We start from the raw sequence: 23,096 nt of genomic DNA, 5'->3' as shown, positions 1-23,096 counted from the left end.
ATTAATACCAATATGCAAACAATAATTAACAATTGAAAATACCTTATTATTACGATTTATTTCTAACTAATATTTTTAAATTATTAAAAAATATAACAATTTAACACTGTTTTGTTATATTTGTTTGTGTAAATTTGTTTTGTAAAAAAACATAAATTATGAAACCAGACCTATTTCAATCACCAGATTATTATAACCTAGATGACTTATTAAGTGAAGAACATAAACTCGTAAGAGATTCAGCTCGTGCATGGGTAAAAAGAGAAGTATCTCCTATTATCGAAGAATATGCCCAAAAGGCAGAATTTCCTAAACAAATAATTAAAGGACTTGCAGAAATCGGTGGCTTTGGCCCTTATATACCTGTTGAATATGGCGGCGCAGGATTAGATCAAATCTCATATGGTTTAATCATGCAGGAAATAGAACGTGGAGATTCAGGAGTACGTTCTACTTCATCTGTACAATCTTCCTTAGTAATGTATCCTATATGGAAATACGGAAACGAGGAACAACGAATGAAATATTTACCAAAACTTGCCACTGGAGAATTCATAGGTTGTTTTGGATTAACAGAACCGAATCATGGTTCGGATCCTGGAAGTATGATTACCAACTTCAAGGATATGGGAGATCATTACTTATTGAATGGGGCAAAAATGTGGATTTCAAATGCACCATTTGCAGATATAGCTATAGTTTGGGCAAAAAATGAAGAAGGTAGAATACACGGTCTAATTGTAGAACGTGGTATGGAAGGCTTTACTACTCCCGAAACACATAATAAATGGTCTCTTCGTGCATCATCAACCGGAGAATTGATATTTGACAATGTAAAAGTTCCTAAAGAAAACTTATTACCAAACAAATCTGGTCTGGGAGCACCACTTGGATGCCTGGATTCGGCTCGTTATGGAATCGCTTGGGGAGCAATTGGCGCAGCAATGGATTGTTACGATACTGCTTTGCGTTATGCCAAAGAAAGAATCCAGTTTGACAAACCAATCGCTGGAACTCAATTACAGCAAAAAAAATTAGCCGAAATGATTACCGAAATAACCAAAGCGCAATTACTTACTTGGCGTTTAGGGGTTTTAAGAAACGAAGGGAGAGCAACAACAGCTCAAATTTCGATGGCAAAAAGAAACAATGTCGATATGGCCATTCACATTGCTCGTGAAGCCAGACAAATATTGGGCGGAATGGGAATTACAGGCGAATATTCAATCATGCGTCACATGATGAATCTCGAAAGTGTTATTACCTACGAAGGAACTCACGATATTCATTTATTAATTACAGGAATGGATATTACTGGCATTGCGGCTTTTAAATAGAAACAATCTATTAAAATATTTATAAAAACAATCTAAAAGCTTCTTGGTACCAAGAAGCTTTTTTATATTTGCAAAAAAAAATACCACCATGAATATTGAAACTATAAACAATAGCATTCAACCTCAGAAAGATCTTTTATTACAACATCCCCTATATAAAAAAATTCAGAATATTGATGACTTACATTGCTTCTTAGAAAGTCATGTATATGCCGTATGGGATTTTATGTCTTTATTAAAAGCATTACAATCAAAACTTACTTGCACAACTACACCTTGGTTTGCCAGTAAAAATCCTGAAACAAGATATCTAATTAATGAGATTGTATTAGCCGAAGAAACCGATTTAAGCATTGATGGTCGTCGCCAAAGTCATTATGAAATGTACCTTGAAGCGATGGAAGATTGTGGAGCCAACACAAAAAATATAACGGGATTTTTGCACGAAGTAAACTCATTACAAAACATCTTTGTTGCAATAAAACAAAGTCAATTACATCCGAATATAAAAGCCTTTCTGGATTTTACTTTTAGAGTAATCGAAGAAGGAAAACCCCATGAAATTGCTGCTGCTTTTACTTTCGGTAGAGAAGATCTAATTCCGAGTATGTTTACTGCGATATTAAAAAATTTCCAGACAAACTTCCCTGATACAGATTTAAGCAAACTAATATATTATTTTGAAAGACACATAGAATTAGATGCTGACGAGCACGGTCCTATGGCAATGAAGATGATAACAGATTTATGTGAAAATGACCCACAAAAATGGTCAGACGTTGATGAAATATCTATTCTAGCACTAGAAAGAAGAATTGGTTTGTGGGATGCCATTGAAGAAGAAATAAGCATAAAAGCAGAGATGGTATAAAAACCAAAACAAGTTATTTAACGTAACTATTTGTTTAGAATGATACGAAACTTAATTTATCTTAATTATGAAACCACATTTCAAACAAATAGTTATTGTTATCCTATCTATATTCCTTTTAAGTTGCAGCTCCGACGAAGCAACCTCCCAAACTGTGATTACTCCAGTACCGATTATCCCTCCTACAACGCAAGTCCCAAATACCCCCCTTCCAAGCACAATAAACTATCTGGCTTTAGGCGACAGTTATACTATAGGTCAAAGCGTTTGTGAAACTTGCCGATATCCCGAACAATTAAAATCAAGTCTGAAAACTATTTATCCACAAACTAGCTTTTCATTAAAAATAATTGCTGCAACAGGCTGGACTACTTCTAATTTAATTTCGGCAATAAAAACTCAAAATCCGGATCCTAATTACGATTTGGTTACACTATTAATAGGAGTGAATAATCAATATCAAGGCAGGGATTTTTCTATTTATGAAAAAGAATTTCCAGAATTAGTAACCAAAGCGATTACTCTCGCAAAAGGAAACAAAAAAAGTGTAATTGTTCTTTCAATTCCAGATTATGCTTACACTCCTTTTGGAACAACGCAAATGCAAGGTCAAGGTACAAAAATCTCAAATGAAATAAATCAATATAATAGGTTTGCCGAAAATTATTGCATTACGAATGAAGTAGTTTTTACTTCAATAACAGATATTACACAACAAGGATTATCGAATACAAAATTAGTTGCTCAAGATGGACTACATCCTTCCGAATTAGCCTATTCTTTATTCGTAGAACGCATTTTACCAAAGGTAAAACTTGCCATACAAAACTAAAAAAAGCGAGAAATTCTCGCTTTATATTAATATTCCGGAGCCAACTCCAGTTCTAGTCCTTCTAACCCCTCTGTGATAGGAATCTGACAACCCAAGCGACTGTTAGACTTAACATAAAATGCCTCAGAAAGCATTGCTTCTTCATCATCACCCATTTCCGGTAGTTCGACATCATTTAAAACATAACACTGACAAGAAGCACACATTGCCATTCCGCCACAGGTTCCTTCTACAGGAAGCTCATAAGCTTTACACAATTCCATTATATTCATTGCCATATCGGTTGGAGCTTGTAATTCATGTACAACTCCTTCTCGATCTTTAATCTTTATTAATACATCCATTTTAAATTATCGGAATTTTGATTATTAATGCATTTTGAAATGGTAAAAATACATTATCTTTTACACAATACTAAATGCCGGGTTTAAAACTAAATGCATATTCTTTTAAATTATCTTTTAAATGCATTTTCACCCCTATAATACTTCCTTTATCAAGTATTGTAACTACGGCTATAACTGAATAGTAATCATTACCATTCTGAAAGATAAGCGTCCCTTCATAAGTAGAGTTTACAATACCTTGTTTGTCTGTAGTACTTTTTATTTTTCTGGGATGAGAAAACTGAGCCGTGGTATAGCTATTCTTATTTGCAAACTTCGCTTTACCATCGCAAAAATCATATAAAAAATCAAAATTACTTATTCGTAAACTACCGTCTTCAGTAGTTGGAGAGATAATTATCTGACCCGCATATTTAAAATCCGACCATTCTTCATATTCATTTACCCATGCCTTATCAACATATAAGTTTTCAGATGCTTGTTGGCCATAAGTCGCAGAAGCGAAAAACAACAAAATAATTAGTTTGTAATAATTCTTCATAAATGTAAGATTTGAGGTTATATCGCAAATTTAAGTTAAATTTATATTAAATGCTGCTACAAAAACCTTAATTCTTAACACTTTTTTTTGTCAAAACTATTTTATTTCGTTATTTTTTTAACAATTTGACTATTTTAACACTATTTTCTTGTTAATAGTTTTAATATTCAAATAAATCAAACGCTTTTTTGAGGATACACTATTAAGTAAACAAAATAGCCAAATAAATACCAAAAAAGTCAAATAAACCTTAATGATAACTCAATAATAATCATAAAAAAAAGAACACCTCTGAGATTTTAAAATCCCTACTTACTACATAACATTTACCACCGTTTCTATTTGTGGTGCAAACTTTTTTATTGTAGTTTCTACACCAGCTTTAAGTGTCATCTGGTTTACACTACAACTAGTACACGCTCCTTCTAGACGAACTTTTACGTGTTTATCATCATCTATAGATACCAACGTTATATCTCCACCATCAGAGTTCAGAAATGGTCTGATTTCATCAAGAGCTTTTAAAACATTGCTTGTTAATTCTTCTGTTGTCATAATTTTTATATTCAATTAGAGAATCCGATAATTAGGTAATGTGCCAATTAGAAAATTTCAAACTTTCCGATTAGTTCATTATCTAATTATCTAATTATCTCAATTATCTAATTTTTCTTTACTGCAGAACATCCTGCCATTGTTGTAATTTTTATCGCTTCTGTAGCAGGTAAACTTTCATTTCGGCTTACTACCTCCTGAACTACATTCCTTGTAATTTCTTCAAAAACTTTTTCGATTGGCGATGCAGTTTGCAAAGCTGCTGGACGGCCATAATCTCCTGCCTCACGAATAGACTGCACAATTGGCACTTCTCCTAAAAATGGAACTCCCAAATCTTCAGCTAAATTCTTAGCACCTTCTTGCCCAAAAATATAATATTTATTTTCAGGTAATTCTTCAGGTGTAAAATAAGCCATATTTTCTATAATACCTAAAACAGGCACATTGATGTTGTCTTGCATAAACATCGAAACTCCTTTTTTAGCATCTGCAAGAGCTACTGCTTGTGGCGTACTTACTACTACTGCACCAGTAATTGGCAATGATTGCATAATCGAAAGGTGAATATCTCCAGTTCCCGGAGGCAAATCAATTAACATAAAATCCAATTCTCCCCAATCTGCATCAAAGATCATTTGGTTTAAAGCTTTAGAAGCCATTGGTCCTCTCCAGATTACAGCTTGACTTGGCGCTGTAAAGAAACCTATAGAAAGAATCTTAACTTCATAACTCTCGATTGGTTTCATTTTCGATTTACCATCAACTAATATAGAAACTGGTTTTGCCGATTCTACATCAAACATAATTGGCATAGAAGGCCCATAAATATCGGCATCTAAAACTCCTACTGAAAACCCCATTTTTGCCAATGTAACGGCTAAATTTGCTGTAACAGTCGATTTCCCAACTCCTCCTTTTCCAGAGGCAACAGCAATAATATTTTTAATTCCCGGAATTGCACGACCTTTAATTTCGTTTTTCTCAGGAGTTTCAACTTTAATATTTACTTTAATTTTAGCTTCCGCAGAAACCAAATCATGGATTGTTTTTTTAATATCGTCTTCAGCACGTTTTTTTATGTGCATCGCTGGTGTATGTAAAACCAAATCAACCACAACCTCATCTCCAAAAGTAATGACGTTTGTAACTGCTCCGCTTTCAACCATATTCTTACCTTCACCGGCTATAGTAATCGTTTCTAAAGCCTTAAGAATTTCTTTTCTGTCTAATTTCATTTTAATTCTCTATTTTCTATTGACAATAATCGTTTCAAAAACTATATTAATTTAAACCGATTTTAGATTACAAAGATAACAGATTAAGTTCGGATTCAAACTCTTTTAAATTGTATTTATTGATATTGAGATTACTCAAAATGATTCTAATTGTTTGTGTTTGCTTTTTTAATATAAAAAAACAGAGCGTATTTTACTCAAGACTTAGTACACAAAAACACCTATTTGATCAAAATGCATGAGTTTTAAAATGCATTTTTAGAATAAAACGTCAGAACTCTCAATAATATTAACTAAATTTGAGTACCTAAAACTTATACTTCCTATCTCTTCAAAAAGACCTTAAAAATCTATTTTTAAGTAAATTACAAGTCTTTTTGTGTGTTTTTGAATAGAATTTTATTTCTAAATGTAAATCTAAAAATATGCGAAATTTTACTTTTTCATCTGTGATTATTGCTGTTAGTTTTTTGATGTTTTCTTTCGAATCTTCATGTAAAGAAATCAATCCAAAAGATAAAATGACTGCATTGGAGAATGTTTTTACATTCAAAGTCTCTATTGGCCCTGAATCAATTGATCAATTTTACAAAAAATATCCTAAATTAAAAAAATACCAAAATGACGTCTTAGATCTTTATAAAAAGAAAGAATTTAATACGATTTGGTACGATGATCAAAACATTACCGAATTTGGATTCTTATTGTATCATAAAGTACAGTTATTAAATGACCATGAGGGCATCAAAGCTACAATGCCTTATATGGATTTGGTAAATGACGTTTTTAATGAAAATGTATCCAATAAACTACCTCAGGTAGACACAGAACTTTTACTATCTAATATGTATGTGTTTTATGCAAGTAATGTCTATTCTGGTGTTGATCCTGCAACTTTAAAAAAAATAGGTTGGTTCTTACCCGCCAAGAGCATTTCCTATACAAAAATATTAGATTCTCTTATGGTCGACCCAGAGCGATTAAACAAAGACGAGAGCCTTTTGTATGAACAATATTACAAACTTAAAACGGTTTTAAAAAAATACAGAACAATCGAAAAAAATAATTTGTGGAAAAAAATAGATATCGATAGTGCCACTTTCAAAGACATAAGACCTTTAGACAGTAGTCTTGCTATAAAACAAATCAGAGAACGCTTATTTGTAGTTGGAGATTTAGCACAAAATTCCAACAGACAAGTTTATGATCAAGAAATGATGGATGGAGTTTTAAAGTATAAAAAAAGATACGGTCTTAAATTAAATTATGCATTGACTCTAGAGCACATCAATCAAATGAACGAGCCTATTGCTAAAAGAATCAAAACGATAATGTTAAACATGGAACGCTGTCGATGGATACCCGCAAATCTGGCACAGGCAAATGAATACGTAATGGTGAATATACCTTCTTTTAGACTGGTGTATGTTAAAAATGGCAAATATGAATTGGTCTCGGATGTTTTTGTAGGAACCCGAATGACCGAAACAGTAATTTTTAGCGCTAATATGGACAAAATTGTATTTAGTCCATACTGGTATGTCCCGCAGAGCATCATTAATAACGAATTAAAATTTGCAATAGCAGATGACAAAAACTATTTAGCAGAACATAATATGGAATGGAATGGAGGTAATGTGAGACAAAAACCCGGACCTACAAACTCTCTAGGATTGGTTAAATTTCTGTTTCCAAATCCCAATGACATCTATTTACATGATACTCCATCCAAAAGTTTTTTTGACTTTGAGAAACGCACTTTTAGTCACGGTTGTATAAACGTAAAAGAAGCAAAAGCGCTCGCTCTAGCAATTTTAAAAGATGATCCCGATTGGCCAGTTGATAAAATAGATCAAGCAATGAGTGGTGAAAAAGAAACCACTTGTAAATTGAAAAACAAAATTCCAATCTACATTGGCTACTTTACAGCTTGGGTGAACGAAGATGGAGAAATTGGTTTCTATCCTGATGTATACGACAGAGACCAAAAATTAGATAAATTACTTTATTCTGATGCTATAGAAATGCCAAAAAAGAAATAAGTTCTCTATTAAGAAAAAGACCCGACCAGCAATGATGCTGTCGGGTCTGGGAACCAAAACTCAATTCTAATTAATTGCTCAGATTAATTATTCGTATTTAAGATATTTAAGAATATCTATCTTCGTTACCTGATATGCTTTTGCCAAAACAATTAGCAAAGTTAAGAAAAGTAATACAACCAATGCGATAATAAATGGCAAAATAGGAATATCAATTCTATACGCAAAATTCTCGAGCCACTTGTTAAGCAAAATATAGGCAGGAAATATTCCGATCACAAAACCTATAAGGCAAAAAACAATATATTGTTTCGACAAGTTTTTAAGCAACGCATTTGTTTCGGCGCCAAGAGTCTTTCTTATAGCAATTTCTCTTAGCCTTCTTTCCATTGAAAATGATGCTAAAGCAAATAATCCAAAAATTGCAATTATAATTACAATAAGATTAAGCACAAAAAACAAATTTCGCTGTTTTACTTGTTCATTGTACGTTTTTGCAAATCCTTTATCAACAAAATCATATTTAAAAGGATAATCGGGATTAATATTCTTTTTCCAATACGCTTCCAGTTTTGGCATAATTTCCGAAAGATGTTGCGGATCGACTTTTACATATATATTCTGAAAATTATTCCATTTCAAGGTTTTAATATTAACAAAAACCATCGGCGGAACCTTATTTTGAAGTCCTGTTATATGAAAATCTTTTACCACTCCAACAATTTTAAATTTCATATTACCATTTTCATTACCCCAACCAGAACTGATAATTGTGTTAATTGGATTTTTAAGGTTTAATGCTTTGGCACAAGCCTCATTTATCAACCAATTGTCTATCGTATCCGATGCATATTTAGGTGATAAATCACGTCCTTGAACTATTTTAATTTTCATCATTTCAAGAAATCCAAAATCGGTATCTACATTACGAGGTTGTACAAAAATACCGTTATGTGTAAATCCAGAACTGGAATTTGTTCCCTCTCCAAAAGAACCTGCAAAAGTTGAAACATTCTGAATACCATTCATTTTCAATAATTCTTGTTTGGTAGTGAAATATTTCTCTAATCTCGTCTCACGATCCTGATAATTAAAAGAAACCCTAATTACCTGACTTCCACTAAAACCTAAGTCTTTATTCATCATATAATTTACCTGAGAATAAACAATCAATGCACCAATGATAAAAAAGGCAGCAATAGTAAACTGAAAAATCAACATTGAATTTCGTATCCAAATACCACTTTTACTTCGTGAAAAATTCCCTTTTAAAACCTTCAACGTCTCAAAATTGGCAATATAAATTGCAGGAAATATTCCGGCAAGAACTATTACAATTATAAAAATTACAATGATTTGCAAGTAAAACTCACTTCCATTCATAGTTAAATTTTTCTCCAAAAATTCATTATAAAAAGGCAAGGATAACTCTACAATTGCTAATGCAAAAAGAATAGCCAAAACAACAATTATTGCTGTTTCTAATATAAACTGCAATATAATTTGAGATTTACTGGCACCAACAATTTTTCGAACGCCAACTTCCTTCGCTCTTTTAATTGCCGATGCTGTTGCCAAATTAATGTAGTTTACCAACGACAAAGCCAAGATAAGTATAGATAAACCTACCATAATATACAATAATTGTAGATTCCCTCTGCCCTCAGGAAAATTCCTCCCTGCTGTAGATTTTGTTCCGTGTAGTCTCGCTGTTTTTAATTGATCCAGAATAACTTTAGTTTCACCATTTTCCTTAACATACTGCTCAACAGTTTGCCCACTTTCTTTAGCAGATTTCATTGTTCTGTTTACAAAATTTACATTTTGCATTTTCTTTAAAACACTTGCTGCATCAGCCCCTTTTTTTAACTTCACACATAAACTATAGTTGAAATTCCCCCAACTATCCATATCCCCATCCTTTAGGAGTCCTCCAAAAACATAATTAGGCTCAATAGAAGATGGCTTTATAATTTTATAAACAGATTTTATAATATATGATTTATCATCATTCACAAGCGTTTTACCGATAGGGTCTTCATTTTTAAAAATTCGTTTAGCCTCATCTTCAGAAATGGCAACGCTATTTTTCTCCTTTAAAATATCTTTTTTGGCACCTTTAACGATTGGGAAAGGAAAAGAATCAAAAAAATCATAATCGGCAACTAAGATTTTCTCACCCATCCATTTTTGATTTTGATACTTAATTATACTATTATAGTACCATCCATCAAAAAAGCAAATAGACTCGATTTCGGGAATTGTTGCTTTACACGTTTTCCCAAAAGGAATAGAACTCGAAGCCCAAGTATCTCCAGTTGCTCCTAAATTATTAAGAACCTGATAAACGTTCTCTTTTTCCGGATTCCACTGATCGTAAGAGTTCTCATTGTTCCAATATAAAATTGCAAAAATAACTCCCGCAATTCCTATGCTTAATCCTAAAACATTTAAAAACGAAAACAATTTGTTCTGTTTTAAATGGTAAATAAATATTTTTATCCAGTTAAGTATCATACTTTTAATTCTTTTTATTATGATTTAATTTGGTTTGGTTAGTTTGGGTGGTATTTATAAAAAAAGTGTTTTACAAAACTCTACCACTACTATAATTACTATTGTTATAATCTTTATCATAATTTCTATACTTTAAAAACATCTACATTTCTTTGATTTAATCTTTCCGAAAAAATAACCCCATCTTTCATATGAATTGTTTTTTGCGAAAAAGAAGCGTCGTAATCCGAGTGCGTAACCATAAGTATTGTTGCACCTTTGGCATGCAAATCGGTTAAAAGTTCCATAACCTCATTTCCATTTTTACTATCCAAATTACCCGTAGGCTCATCGGCTAGAATTATTTTTGGATCATTTACCAAGGCTCTTGCCACAGCAACACGTTGTTGTTGTCCTCCCGAAAGCTGTTGTGGAAAATGTTTTAATCGATGAGAAATATTTAATTTCTCAGCAATTGCTTCGATTTTGTGTTTTCTATCAGATGCCTTTACATTATTGTAAATTAAAGGCAATTCGATATTATCATAAACAGAAAGCTCATCAATAAGGTTGAAATTCTGAAAAATAAATCCAATATTTTCTTTACGAACAGCAGCTCTACCTTTCTCTTTAAGACCAATCATTTCGTTATCCAGTAATTTATAACTTCCGCCACTAGCGCTATCCAAAAGCCCTATTATATTAAGTAAAGTAGATTTCCCACAACCAGAAGGCCCCATTATGGTAAGGAAATCGCCTTCTTTTATTTTTAAATTAATTCCGCTTAATGCTGCAGTTTCTACTTCTTCTGTCCTAAAAACCTTTGTTAAATCTTGTATTGTTATCATATTATAAAAATATTAATTGTTCTTAATTATGTTTTTTGATTGATGATTGAAACGTTATTTTTTTGTAAAATGTAAATTGAAAACTGTTATTGAGAACTAATCGAAAGTTCCTCTACATCTTTGTAATCCAAATAAGAAGATGTTATTACAGATTCTCCTTCTTTAACTCCTCCAAGAACTTCATAATACGAAGGATTTTCTCGTCCTAATTTAATCGTTCTTCTCTCGGCTTTATTTCCGTTTACAACAAAGATCCATTTCCCTGCTGTTTCCTGATTAAAGTTTCCTTTTGGCAAAACAAGGATTTTATTTCTCTCGGATAAAATTAATTTCACTCCAAAACTCAATCCATCCTGCAAAATAATTTTCTCTTTTGGGTCAAAATTCAATTCGATCGAAAAATGCCCCCCTTTTACTTCAGGAATAACTTTGGTCACAACTACATCTAATATTTTCCCTTGATATTCGATTTCACCTTTTAAGCCTTCACGCATTTTCTCCAGATAAAACTCATCTACTTCAGCCTTTAATTTGTAACCTTGTTTAGAATCTAATCTTCCTATACTTTCTCCTGCCTGAAATGTTTTTCCTAAAACAGGTTGAAAAGAAGTAAGTCGTCCCGATTCAGGAGCAATAATCAAAAAGTTTTTCTTGTTATTTCTCAAAATATCCAAACTCATTTCCATAGTTTGAATCGAGCGATTTATTTGCGAGATCTGCAATTGATTAGTTTGCTTTTCCTTTTGAATACTTTGCTGAATCGTTCTTTTTCGTTCTTCCTGAAAACGCAAACCCTCTTTAAATGTATTCCAATCATTTTTTGAAATAACATCCTTATCAAATAATTTCGAGTTCATGTCAAACAATCGTTTAGCATCATTATAATCATGCTCAATCAACACTAAATCTTTATTCAGATTCAACTCTTGATTTCTAATATTCAGTTTACCCGTATTCAGGTTATTTATCTGCTCGATAATAGCCGTTTCCTGCGTAAGGTAATTAAGTTCCGTATTCGGGTTATACAATCGAGCCAAAGGCTGCCCTTTAACAACTGTTGCGCCATTTTCGACAAAAATCTCCTTTACCGAACCTCCCTCAGTTACATTTACCAACATAACATTCAAAGGTTCAACTTTGGCTTGAAAAACCATAAAATCTTCAAAAAAAGCCATCTCAACTTTCTTTACGATTAATTCGTCTCCCTTTACATTCAGACTTCTTTTTTTATTGAAAGAAAAAAATACTACAGTAGCCAAAACTAAAAAAGCTCCAATTCCTATTGTCAGATACCTAATTTTTTTACTTTTACGAGGAATTACTTTATCCATGTGTTCTAATTATTTTACTGATTACCAATAGGTAAATATTGTGCCAAAAGAATTATAATCTATAAAACACTGATATATAAAGCGGTTTCAAAATCATCAAAAAAAGTAGTGTTCGATAATGAACAGTTGACCGTTCACAATCGAACAAAAACACATCTCATGCGAAAAAAACAAGCCAATATATTAGTTGTTGATGATCAGGAAGAAATTCTTTTTTCGGTAAAAATGATTCTAAAAAAGAATTTTGAATCGATTTTCACAACCAGCGATCCTAAAAAAATCATTTCACTTTTATCCGAAAACCCAATTGATGTTGTTTTATTGGACATGAATTATCGAATTGGTTTTGAAGATGGACGCGAAGGAATCCATTGGCTCAAAGAAATCAAAACACTATCTCCACAAACAGTTGTTATCTTAATGACTGCTTTTGGAAAAATAGATACAGCCGTAGAAGGCATAAAAATTGGCGCATTCGATTATGTTCTAAAACCTTGGAACAACGAAAAACTATTAACCACAATTGACAATGCTGTTGATGAAAGTCGAAAAAAATCAAAAAAAGTAATTGCAAAACCCGAAGGAAAGAGATATTTCACAGGAACATCTACCAAAATAAAACAAGCTTATACAATTGCCGAAAAAGTAGCCAAAACTGATGCCAACGTACTTATTCTGGGAGAAAACGGAACTGGAAAATTTGTCTTTGCACAACATATCCATCAAAACTCGCAACGAAAAGACAAACCTTTCGTTCATGTCGATTTGGGCTCTTTAAGTGATAATTTATTCGAAAGCGAACTATTCGGCTATTCCAAAGGTGCTTTTACAGATGCTAAAACCGATACTCCGGGACGATTTGAAACTGCCGCAGACGGGACTATTTTTCTAGACGAAATCGGGAATATTCCGTTGCATTTACAATCAAAACTATTACACGTTTTACAAACAAAATCGGTCACTCGCTTAGGCGAAAGTAAACCAAGACCATTAAACGTTCGGATAATTGCCGCAACAAATAGCGATATAAAAGCCGAAGTAAAGAACAAAACATTTCGTGAAGATTTACTGTATCGTATCAATACTATGGAAATTACATTACCATCTTTGCGAGAACGAAAAGATGATATTGTCCCGATGGCTGAATTCCTACTTACAGAAATTGGAGAAAAATACAATCAAACCAATATTACTTTTGACACCAACGTCGCTAAACATTTAGAAAAATATCCTTGGAAAGGAAACATTCGGGAAATGGAAAACAAAATCGAAAGAGCCTTGATTCTATCCGAAAACAATACAATTTCTGTAACCGACCTGGATATTCTTGATTTTGAAGACTTGGAAATAAATGATGAAAATCCACTATCGGAAATTGAGAAAAATGCCATCGAAAAATCCTTGTTCAAGAACAAAGGAAACATCAGTAAAACAGCCGAAGACTTAGGATTATCAAGAGCTTCATTATACAGAAGAATTGAAAAATATGGTTTAAAAAATATCGAATAATGAAAAACTGGAAACTCTATAACGCCTTATTTTTACGTATTTTTATTATCATAATCATTCTTTTTGCTTCGCTACTTCTTGCACAAAAAGAACTATACTACAATAGTATTTTAGTTGGTGCTGTCGTTATTATTGCTTTCGCAGAAATGTATTTCTTCATCAAAAACAAAATGAGTTTTTACGATAAAACAATCCTCTCTATTCTTCAAAATGATTATTCAACGAATTTCCCCGAAGAACAAAAAAAAGGCAGTTTCAAGAACTTATCTCTTTTGTACGATACCCTAAAAGAAAAACAACAAGAACAAACTTCCAAAGAATTGATTTATCGGTCTATTTTAAACAATATCGATACTGCTACTTTAATTCTGGAAAAAGACAATGACGACTGGAGCATATTCCTCATGAACGATTGTTTCTCCTCCTTATTCAATGTTCCTAAAGTAAGTCATTGGAATTATCTTAAAAATTACCTCCCATCACTTTGCGAAGAGATTGAGAACACTCATTTTAGCGAATTAAAAACCACTGTTAATATCAAAATTGAACAGCAGGATTTACAAACATTCATACTTCAGACTTCATTAACAAAATCACTCAATAAAGAATATTTCATCATTTTACTAGATAGTATCCAGCGTGTTATTGATAAAAAGGAAAAAGAAGCGTGGATTACTTTAATGAAGGTTATTTCGCATGAGCTAATGAATTCTTTAACTCCGATTCGTTCACTTTCTCAAAATTTACTTCAAATAATAGATCAGGAAAAACTCGAAGAAGACGATTTTGATGATATTAAAAGTAGTATTTCTACCATTATAAATCGAAGCGATCATTTGCAGATTTTTGTCGAAAACTACCGAAAACTAGCCATGCTTCCTACTCCAGACAAAAAACCAACATCGATTAATGTACTTTTTAATGATTGCCTAAAAATCATGGCACCAATCTTAAAAGAACAAGGAATTGAACTAATAAACAATATCAATAGTTCCCGTTCTATTTTAATAGATAAAAGCCAAATGGAACAAGTTATCATCAACTTGATTACCAATAGTATTTTTGCTTTAAAGGAAAAACAAGAAAAGAGAATATTCCTATCGGCATTAACCGAAAACAATCGTTTTTTTATCACTATTTCTGATACCGGAAAAGGGATTGAACCCCAAATAAGAGATAAAATATTCCTCCCTTTTTTCACAACCCGAAAAGATGGTGCTGGAATCGGACTTACGCTTTCTAAGAATATTATCGAAGCGCACGGAGGATATTTAAGCTACCAAAGCGATGAGAACAAAACAAACTTTGTGATTTGCTTAATTTAATATATAAGTAATATAAGAACATATAATAACTTAACGCTTAACAGTAGAACTTACATTACTTATATGGTTACCCGTTTACAAAAACTACAACTCAATTTCTGGTTGCCAAAAATGTTTTTCAAAATCTACAACTTGATTGTCTCTAACTTCGATTCCTTCATTTTCGAGTAATTGTTGCATTAGGTTAGTTCCGTCAAAATGGTGTTTACCGCTAAGTAATCCTTTTCTGTTTACCACACGATGTGCAGGAACATCATCCATGTTATGACAAGCATTCATCGCCCAACCAACCATTCTTGCAGATCGTGCCGTTCCCAAAGCTTTTGCAATAGCGCCATAGGAAGTTACTTTCCCGTACGGAATCTGTCTTGCAATTATATATACTCTTTCGAAAAAATTATCTTCAGCCATGCCTTTATTTTTAAGTAAAAAATCAAGCGAAATAATATCGTATAATATTGAAAAGTGTAGTTATCGAAATTAATCCTGTGATACTTCCGATAATAGTATTCATATTTTTAAGAAGGTAATCTGTTTTCCTTTCGATCTTTTCGAAAAAAGCAATATAACAGTAAAAAACCGTAAACGATCCCAATACAGAACCTGCAACAAACACGGAAATAAAGTGATTTTCGAACAAAAACAATTTATAAGAAGCTAGTGTAACACTAACGAAAACGTAGTACGGAATTGGAAAGAAATTAAGAGCCGAAAGTAACATCCCCAGAAAGAAGCGGCTTTTTTTACTGTTATTCTTAATTTTATTTTTTTTCTTTTTAGGCTGTTTTGCAATCCACAGAAAATAAACGGTTAAAACAGCAAATATTCCGAAACCAATCTCACGTAATAAAACGACAACATCTGGTCGCTGATCAATGATTCTTGCTGATAAAATCGCCAAATATACCTGGCAGAAAATAATAAGTACTGCTCCGGCAACAAACCATAATGCATTCTTTTTCCCCTCTTTTAAATTCACTTTGGCTGCTGTCATGTTAATTAGTCCTGGCGGAATAATACCTATGAAAGCCGTTAGAAAACCTAAAAGTAAAGGGATAATAAAAGTCATGCGTTGCGAATCATGTATTAAAAAATGGGGATTGTAATTAAAAAGAAGTATTACGCTTTAATTCTAAAACGAATGTACGTAATTGCCTTATTAATTTCTAAATATTGCTTCTCATAAAATGTCTGAAAAGCTGTTACTTCTTCAGGACTTCCTTCATTTACATACACATTATGGTTGGCATATAAAACCTCATGACCTTCACCATGAAGTAACCCTAGTGTATAACCGTGCATGAATTCACTATCGGTTTTTAAATTTACAACACCGTCTTTTTTAAGGATTTTTTTATACAATTGTAAAAATTCCGAATTGGTCATACGGTGTTTAGTACGTTTGTATTTTATTTGAGGATCCGGAAAAGTAATCCAGATTTCATCTACTTCATTTTCGGCAAAAATATGATTGATTAATTCGATCTGAGTACGAATAAAAGCAACGTTATGTAAACCTGTTTCCACAGCAGTTTTAGCACCACGCCAAAAACGAGCTCCTTTAATATCGATTCCCACAAAGTTCTTGTTTGGATATCTCTCGGCCAATCCTACTGAATATTCCCCTTTTCCACAACCTAATTCAAGCACCAACGGATTATCGTTTTTAAAGAAATCTGTATTCCATTTCCCTTTAAGCGGAAATAAATCGCCTACAACTTCTTCTCTTGTTGGTTGAAAAACGTTATTGAATGTTTCGTTTTCTTTGAATCTCTTAAGTTTATTTTTACTTCCCACTTTTTTACAAATATTTCGGCAAAATTAAGCAATATATACGAATGAATGGCATCGGATTTCAAAAATGAAAAAAACCACCTCTAATAGCTTTTTTCTACCTAAATATTGAGTGTGGTTTTCTATATAAAAAAGGGCTAAACGTATCCTCACAGATTATTTTTTTTGCCACAAATCACACTAATTAGCACTAATTTTAAAACTTTGTACCCTTTGCGTAAATCCTTGTGACCTTGCAGTTAATTTTTCTACCACAGATTAAAAGGATTTTATACCGTTGCTATATACAATTTTAATTAGCCGTTTTTATTTTAGGATCGAGCGTTTCATCATGCTGAGATAAGTCCAATCCGATATGTTCCGACTCTTCCGATACTCGCATTGGGATAATTACATTCGTAAGTTTAAATAAAAGATAAGCTCCAAAAAAAGTAAAAATCGAAACCAGAACCAATGCCATCATATGGTGTGCAAAAACCATCCATCCGCCATGAAGTAAACTTGCTTTATCGCCATGTGCAAAGATTGCCGTAAGAATCATTCCCATAATTCCGCCTACACCATGACAGGCAAAAACATCTAGTGTATCATCAATTTTCTTTAAGAAAGTAGCATTTACGACCATATTTGAAACCAAGGCTGCACTAAATCCAAAAAACATACTCTCGGGAACAGATACAAATCCTGCAGCTGGCGTAATCGAAACCAGTCCTACAACCGCACCGATACAAGCTCCTAAAGCCGAAACTTTACGACCATTGATTCTATCAAAAAATACCCAGGTTAACATTGCTGCCGCAGATGCCGTTGTTGTCGTAGCAAATGCCATTGCTGCAACACCATTGGCTGCCAAAGCCGAACCTGCATTAAATCCAAACCAGCCAAACCACAGCATTCCGGTTCCTAATAATACAAAAGGAATATTAGTTGGAATATGTCGGCTATTTTTTCTTTTCCCTAAAACCAAAACTCCTGCCAATGCTGCAAAACCAGCACTCATATGCACTACAGTTCCTCCAGCGAAATCTTTAACACCAAAATAAGTTCCTAAAATCCCTGTAGGATACCAAACAGCGTGACATAAAGGTGCGTAAATACATATCGTGAACAAACATATAAATAGTAGATAGGAAATAAATCGAACTCGTTCGGCAAATGACCCAGTAATAATTGCTGGTGCAATAACTGCAAATTTCATTTGAAACAAGGCAAATAACATAAACGGAATTGTATTGGCTAATTGCTTATGAGGTAAAACCCCCACATAATCCATAAAAGCAAATGTTGTTGGATTGCCTACAAAACTATAAAAATTTCCTCCCGAATGAATTCCTAATGGTTCTCCAAAAGCAAGGCTAAAACCTACCACAACCCATAGAAGTGTTACAACTCCTAAGCAAATAAAACTTTGAAGCATGGTAGAAATTACATTCTTTTTCCCAACCATCCCTCCGTAAAAAAAGGAAAGTCCTGGTGTCATGATTAAAACCAGACAGCAAGAAGTAAGCATCCATGCAACATCGGCAGGAACAATATGATCTGTAGTTCCAAATTCCGAAAGAACATAATCGGTTCCGCTAACTGTTGGCCACAAAGCACCAGTTATACACACAATACTTATAATAATAAAGGAAATGACCCAGCGCTTTTCTATTTTCATTTTTCAGATACTTTACTTTAACCCTGTTTTTTTAGGGGTCAAAGTTATAAAAAAATAAGTATTCTGCTTTTTAAGGACTAAAAAATAGCAGTCAAGACCAAATTATAACCAATATTTCATTTTTAAAGGCTTTTTATTGAGAGTATTCTATTTTGAGGTTCCAATTAAGATCTGGAATTGCTAATTATATTATAACAAAATTAGAACCTCATTTTATAAAGCATTTAAAAACAACGTCTTTACTACTTTTTGTGAAATTTCTCTATTATTACATCTTCTGCGGGTGCTTTTATTTTAACAACATCATCAACATTATCATTTGGTACGGTCATAGACAAAACATAATGTTTTACTTTCCATTCCTTCCCTACTTTTACCATAACGCCAGATCCGCGACAAATTTTCATTTGCGTATCAAGCAATTCATCAAACCAAGCCGTTTTTCCTGATACATCAAAAAACACATGACGTTCCAATGTTTTAAAATTCCACGTTTTCCCTTTATCAAAAAATGGTTTAGCCCAAACTTTAAAATCTGCTTTATTCCAATTTTCGGTTGCGTCTGTTCCAATAAAAATCGCATCATCGGTCATTAAAGCAAAATAAGGTTCAAAACTAGCGTCGGCTGCGGCTTTATGCCAAGAGTTAAGTGTTTTGTTAATTTTATCCGTGTCGGATGTTTGTGCTTGCGCAAAAGAAGTAATGAATAATAACAGCAAAATTGATTTTTTCATGGTAAATGGTTATTTGTTTTAAGGGTGAAATATAGTAAATCTCGAGTAAAAAAATTAACCGCAAAGGGTGCAAAGATTTACGCAAAGAGCGCAAAGTTTTAAATCCTTTTAATCTGCGGCTAGAATTTAACCGCAAAGTTCGCAAAGCTTTGCGCTCTTTGCGTAGCCCTTTGTGAACTTTGCGGTAAAACAGCAAGCTAAAACCTGTTTTAACAAAGACGGATTACAAAATCGATCAAAAAAACGAGTATATTTGGGAACTTTAAAATCCTACCCCATGAATCCGAAAATCTTTATAAGTACATTAGTCATTTCCTCCGTCCTATTTATTTCTTGTAAAAAAGAACTAGAGCCTCAGGAAAGTACTCCAACCTCTGAATTGGTAAAATTAGGATTGGCAAAAGATACAACAAAAGCAAATTCGACTGTTCAGACACCAGCACCGGCAGCAAATCCAAACACGGTAATGGGTGCCACTGGAGGAATTAATCCTGCACACGGACAACCTGGACACCGTTGTGACGTTGCAGTTGGTGTACCTTTAAATTCTGCTCCTACCCAAACGACGCAACAAGTTACAACACAAACGCAAACCACAACAGCAACGCCTGTAGTAACGACTACATCTCAGCCGACAACTGTTACCGCCAAAGGCATGAATCCGCCACACGGACAAAAGGGACATCGTTGCGATATTCCTGTTGGAGCACCATTGAATTCTCCTGCAACAAAAACAACGGCTACACAACAACCCGCTACTACACAATCTGCATCAGGCACAGTTAGCCAAGAGATGACTGTACCAGCAGCCATTAGCACTAATACACCTAGTTATACAGTAACTGCTCCAGGAATGAATCCTCCACACGGGCAAGAAGGACACCGCTGTGATATTGCCGTAGGTGCAGCATTACCTAAAACATAAAAACAACGAATTCAATTCGATTTCATATAAAAACAGAAAACCCGAATACATTAAGTTGCATTCGGGTTTTCTGTTTTTAATTTAGAGCTATTTATTCGATTTCAAAAATAGCCTGAATTTCTACAGCTGAGTTTATTGGTAACGAAACTGCACCAATTGTTGCTCTGGCATGTTTTCCTTTTTCCCCAAAAACCAATGCTGTCAAATTAGAAGCTGAATTCATGATTCCCGCATGTTGTGTATATTCAGGAGTTGTATTAAAATATCCCGTTAACTGCACACATTGTTTTACTTTATTCAAATCACCTCCACAAGCTTCTTTTAACACTGCTATAACATTAAGCATCGTTTGATATGTTGCTTCCTTCGCTTGTTCCTCTGTAACGGTTGCACCAACTTTACCTGGGTTTAGGATTTTACCCTCTTTTAACGCTACTTGATTAATATATACTTTATGATCCGAAATTGTGTAAGGCACATAATTCCCAACTGGCTTAGGAGCTTCTGGAAGCACAATATTATTATCTTTTAGTGTTTGATTGATATCTATACTCCCTTTACTTTCTACCGAAGTTGTTTTTCCTTCTTTTACGTTTTCCGCATTTTTTAATCCCGAAGCAACTCTTGCCAAAGCTTTACCTTGTTCTTTTGCCAAATTCAATTCGCTTACAGATGGTCGTGTCCCAACAGATCCTGCCAATGATGTTGCTCCAAAAGGTGTGTTCCCCTGAGGAACTGACTTATCTAGAGTAGCTGTTCCCATAATCCCTGTAGGTACAATTACCATTCCGTGAGAAGCAAGGATATTCCAAAACGACAATATTGCTGCTTCTTTTCCTGCACCAGATCCAGCCGACATAAAAACTGTTGCTGGTTTTCCTTCTAAAGCTCTGGAAGTCCAAAGCGGAATACTCTTACTGAAAAAGTAATTCATATCTGCGCTTATATTAGCAAAATGAACTGGACTTCCAAATGCAATTCCGTCATAATTTGTCAATTCCTCAATAGTTGCAATTGGTAATTTCTCAACGTCTGCATTTAATTTCTCTTTTGGATTAATCGAAGCCACACGTTTTATTGTCGCCTTTACATTGGGATATTCCTGAATTCCTTCGGCCATAGCTTTCGCCATTTTATACGTTCCTCCATTTTGAGAATGAACAAGGACAAGCACATTTGTTTCGGATGGTTTTACTTGCGCATTTACACCAAAACCTATAAGAATAACGGTTAATAATACGAGTAGTTGCTTTTTCATGAATTTATTTTAAATGATTTATTAAGTGATACCCAAAATCAAGTTACTCGCTTTTTTCACAAAAAAAATCTCTTGTTTTAGGACTGCAAAATTACTTTATACAATGGCGAAAAGCGTTATTATTATCTTAATTGATGATTTTTTTTCTTAAAATCGCATACAATTATTTCGCAAAGGTGCGCTAAGAAAGCACAAAGTTTTTCATTCTAGAATACTTAAAAAAAGCATTTTATTTGTATAAACACAAGCTATGCGAAAGAAATATGTTTCTTTTTGTAATCTTCTTTTAAAATATAAATCTATGTTTCTATGTGTTAAAAAAAATTCATCTCAAAAGTTAATTATAAAGTAAACCATTAATTTTCTAACTTCGAGCAAACAAATCATCTTATGAAAAAAGTAATTGTTTATGGAGCAAGTGGATTAGTTGGATCTTATATCCTTGAAAATTTACTAAACAACACTTATTATGAACAAATAATAATCGTTGTTCGGAAAGATTTAAACATTCAACATCCAAAACTAAAAACTTTAATCGGTGATTTTAATTCATTGGCTGATGTAGTTAAAGACATAGAAGTTGATGAAGTTTTTATTGCTCTTGGAACTACCCAAAAGAAAACACCTGATAAAAAAGAATACTACCAAATAGATCATGATTATCCAGTATTGGCAGCAAAACTAGCTAAAGAAACTGGTGCGAAATCTGTTTTTCTAGTTTCTGCAATTGGAGCAAATCCAAATTCATCGGTATTTTATGTTAAGATGAAGGGAGAAACCGAAGAAGATATTATTAATCTAAATTTTGATCATACTTATATCTTTCGCCCTTCGATGATTTTGGGAAATAGAAAAGAAAACCGACCTCTCGAAAAAGTTTTTAAAGGAATATTTAAATTGATCAATCCATTATTTATGGGAGGATTAAGCAAATACAAAGGAATAGAAGCAAGTGATATAGCCAAAGCAATGATTAATGCTGCTAATAAACTAAATGAAAAAGTCAAAATACTTCATTGGGAAGAAATGACTGTTTTGTTAAAATAAAAAATGGCATTATCTAAATTTGAGATAATGCCATTTTTACATTTGCTTGGTATATGAATTAGTACTCTTTCATTTTTTCGAAAGTTGTAGTAAGTGATTTTTTAACTTTGCCCAAAGCACCTTGAAAAGCTTTTTCAAGCGTATCGGCGTGTTCTGTAACGGTAATGGGTTGTAATTTTACAGGACGAACTTCAATCACACATTTTTTATCGTTTAGGCTAAATTTCTCTCCGTTTTCGTCTCCGAAATGCACTTCGATGCGGGTTATTTTTTCTTCAAAACGAGTTAAACCTTTTTCTAATTCACCAGAGAAATAAGCTTCTAATCTTTCGTGTCCCTCAATGTTTTTGTCGGTGTTGATCTGAATTTTCATCTTACTATATATTTAATGTTTGATTCTCAAAGC

General features: G+C 33.2%; 22 protein-coding genes. 8 read left to right on the top strand and 14 right to left on the bottom strand.

Translation table 11 applies throughout. From position 1 onward, the window contains the following. Window positions 1-158: 158 nt before the first annotated feature. From OIU83_RS20460 to OIU83_RS20450, 3 genes are all read left to right on the top strand, one after another. Window positions 159-1,337 carry an acyl-CoA dehydrogenase family protein gene (locus OIU83_RS20460; RefSeq protein WP_264208125.1) on the top strand — a complete coding sequence of 393 codons (1,179 nt, stop codon included), beginning with the start codon at window positions 159-161 and terminating at the stop codon, window positions 1,335-1,337. An 88-nt stretch (window positions 1,338-1,425) separates the two neighbouring features. After that, window positions 1,426-2,208: a DUF3050 domain-containing protein gene (locus OIU83_RS20455; protein ID WP_264208124.1), complete on the top strand. Its 783-nt coding sequence runs from the start codon at window positions 1,426-1,428 to the stop codon at window positions 2,206-2,208. A 67-nt stretch (window positions 2,209-2,275) separates the two neighbouring features. Beyond that, a complete protein-coding gene (locus OIU83_RS20450) occupies window positions 2,276-3,040 on the top strand; it encodes an SGNH/GDSL hydrolase family protein (RefSeq protein ID WP_264208123.1) in 765 nt (254 codons plus the stop codon). Window positions 3,041-3,066: 26 nt separating this feature from the next. Here OIU83_RS20450 and OIU83_RS20445 read toward each other — a convergent pair whose 3' ends face one another. The 4 genes from OIU83_RS20445 to OIU83_RS20430 all read right to left on the bottom strand — a co-directional run bounded on the left by OIU83_RS20445 (window position 3,067) and on the right by OIU83_RS20430 (window position 5,721). After that, the gene (locus OIU83_RS20445; RefSeq protein WP_264208122.1) at window positions 3,067-3,384 is read right to left on the bottom strand and encodes a 2Fe-2S iron-sulfur cluster-binding family protein; all 318 of its coding nucleotides are present in this window, start codon (window positions 3,382-3,384) and stop codon (window positions 3,067-3,069) included. A 70-nt stretch (window positions 3,385-3,454) separates the two neighbouring features. Next, a complete protein-coding gene (locus OIU83_RS20440) occupies window positions 3,455-3,928 on the bottom strand; it encodes a hypothetical protein (protein WP_264208121.1) in 474 nt (157 codons plus the stop codon). Window positions 3,929-4,243: 315 nt separating this feature from the next. Beyond that, complete coding sequence (locus OIU83_RS20435) at window positions 4,244-4,483, bottom strand: NifU family protein (protein WP_264208120.1); 240 nt, start codon at window positions 4,481-4,483, stop codon at window positions 4,244-4,246. A gap of 107 nt (window positions 4,484-4,590) precedes the next feature. Further along, entirely contained in the window at window positions 4,591-5,721 is a 1,131-nt protein-coding gene (locus OIU83_RS20430) for an Mrp/NBP35 family ATP-binding protein (RefSeq protein WP_264208119.1), read from the bottom strand. 425 nt (window positions 5,722-6,146) lie between these two features. On the opposite strand from OIU83_RS20430, the gene OIU83_RS20425 reads away from it, so the two are divergent. Beyond that, on the top strand, window positions 6,147-7,763 hold the full coding sequence (locus tag OIU83_RS20425) for a L,D-transpeptidase family protein (RefSeq protein ID WP_264208118.1): 1,617 nt from the start codon (window positions 6,147-6,149) through the stop codon (window positions 7,761-7,763). Between the two features lie 87 nt (window positions 7,764-7,850). On the opposite strand, the gene OIU83_RS20420 is transcribed toward OIU83_RS20425, so the two are convergent. The 3 genes from OIU83_RS20420 to OIU83_RS20410 all read right to left on the bottom strand — a co-directional run bounded on the left by OIU83_RS20420 (window position 7,851) and on the right by OIU83_RS20410 (window position 12,438). Continuing rightward, a complete protein-coding gene (locus OIU83_RS20420; protein WP_264208117.1) occupies window positions 7,851-10,280 on the bottom strand; it encodes an ABC transporter permease in 2,430 nt (809 codons plus the stop codon). 125 nt (window positions 10,281-10,405) lie between these two features. Then, window positions 10,406-11,107: an ABC transporter ATP-binding protein gene (locus OIU83_RS20415; protein ID WP_264208116.1), complete on the bottom strand. Its 702-nt coding sequence runs from the start codon at window positions 11,105-11,107 to the stop codon at window positions 10,406-10,408. An 86-nt stretch (window positions 11,108-11,193) separates the two neighbouring features. Next, window positions 11,194-12,438 (bottom strand): efflux RND transporter periplasmic adaptor subunit, encoded by a 1,245-nt coding sequence (locus OIU83_RS20410; RefSeq protein ID WP_264208115.1) that lies wholly within the window; start codon window positions 12,436-12,438, stop codon window positions 11,194-11,196. Between the two features lie 159 nt (window positions 12,439-12,597). Between OIU83_RS20410 and OIU83_RS20405 the strand changes: the two genes are divergently transcribed. Both OIU83_RS20405 and OIU83_RS20400 read left to right on the top strand, forming a co-directional pair. Beyond that, a complete protein-coding gene (locus OIU83_RS20405; protein WP_264208114.1) occupies window positions 12,598-13,947 on the top strand; it encodes a sigma-54-dependent transcriptional regulator in 1,350 nt (449 codons plus the stop codon). Then, a complete protein-coding gene (locus OIU83_RS20400) occupies window positions 13,947-15,272 on the top strand; it encodes a sensor histidine kinase (RefSeq protein ID WP_264208113.1) in 1,326 nt (441 codons plus the stop codon). The genes OIU83_RS20405 and OIU83_RS20400 overlap by 1 nt, the downstream gene beginning before the upstream one ends. Before the next feature lie 84 nt (window positions 15,273-15,356). On the opposite strand, the gene OIU83_RS20395 is transcribed toward OIU83_RS20400, so the two are convergent. The 5 genes from OIU83_RS20395 to OIU83_RS20375 all read right to left on the bottom strand — a co-directional run bounded on the left by OIU83_RS20395 (window position 15,357) and on the right by OIU83_RS20375 (window position 19,460). Then, a complete protein-coding gene (locus tag OIU83_RS20395; protein ID WP_264208112.1) occupies window positions 15,357-15,683 on the bottom strand; it encodes an MGMT family protein in 327 nt (108 codons plus the stop codon). Between the two features lie 22 nt (window positions 15,684-15,705). Further along, entirely contained in the window at window positions 15,706-16,341 is a 636-nt protein-coding gene (locus OIU83_RS20390; RefSeq protein ID WP_264208111.1) for a LysE family transporter, read from the bottom strand. Window positions 16,342-16,391: 50 nt separating this feature from the next. Continuing rightward, the gene (gene trmB, locus OIU83_RS20385) at window positions 16,392-17,069 is read right to left on the bottom strand and encodes a tRNA (guanosine(46)-N7)-methyltransferase TrmB (protein WP_264208110.1); all 678 of its coding nucleotides are present in this window, start codon (window positions 17,067-17,069) and stop codon (window positions 16,392-16,394) included. 289 nt (window positions 17,070-17,358) lie between these two features. After that, window positions 17,359-18,726 carry an ammonium transporter gene (locus OIU83_RS20380; protein WP_264208109.1) on the bottom strand — a complete coding sequence of 456 codons (1,368 nt, stop codon included), beginning with the start codon at window positions 18,724-18,726 and terminating at the stop codon, window positions 17,359-17,361. A gap of 242 nt (window positions 18,727-18,968) precedes the next feature. Beyond that, window positions 18,969-19,460, bottom strand: coding sequence for a nuclear transport factor 2 family protein (locus tag OIU83_RS20375; protein WP_264208108.1), 492 nt, complete (start codon window positions 19,458-19,460; stop codon window positions 18,969-18,971). 277 nt (window positions 19,461-19,737) lie between these two features. Between OIU83_RS20375 and OIU83_RS20370 the strand changes: the two genes are divergently transcribed. Continuing rightward, window positions 19,738-20,385 (top strand): hypothetical protein, encoded by a 648-nt coding sequence (locus OIU83_RS20370; protein WP_264208107.1) that lies wholly within the window; start codon window positions 19,738-19,740, stop codon window positions 20,383-20,385. A 91-nt stretch (window positions 20,386-20,476) separates the two neighbouring features. Here the strand turns inward: OIU83_RS20370 and wrbA are convergent, their stop codons facing one another. After that, window positions 20,477-21,643, bottom strand: a complete 1,167-nt coding sequence (wrbA, locus tag OIU83_RS20365; RefSeq protein ID WP_264208106.1) for an NAD(P)H:quinone oxidoreductase — start codon at window positions 21,641-21,643, stop codon at window positions 20,477-20,479. A 390-nt stretch (window positions 21,644-22,033) separates the two neighbouring features. On the opposite strand from wrbA, the gene OIU83_RS20360 reads away from it, so the two are divergent. Further along, window positions 22,034-22,690, top strand: a complete 657-nt coding sequence (locus OIU83_RS20360; protein WP_264208105.1) for an oxidoreductase — start codon at window positions 22,034-22,036, stop codon at window positions 22,688-22,690. A 58-nt stretch (window positions 22,691-22,748) separates the two neighbouring features. Here the strand turns inward: OIU83_RS20360 and OIU83_RS20355 are convergent, their stop codons facing one another. Next, window positions 22,749-23,063 carry an HPF/RaiA family ribosome-associated protein gene (locus OIU83_RS20355; RefSeq protein WP_264208104.1) on the bottom strand — a complete coding sequence of 105 codons (315 nt, stop codon included), beginning with the start codon at window positions 23,061-23,063 and terminating at the stop codon, window positions 22,749-22,751. Window positions 23,064-23,096: the final 33 nt, after the last annotated feature.

Source organism: Flavobacterium shii (assembly GCF_025847235.1).
In the GTDB taxonomy this organism is placed as follows: Bacteria; Bacteroidota; Bacteroidia; order Flavobacteriales; family Flavobacteriaceae; genus Flavobacterium; species Flavobacterium shii.
Note: the sequence above shows the minus strand (reverse complement) of the source record. Positions and strands in the feature narration are given on the sequence as shown.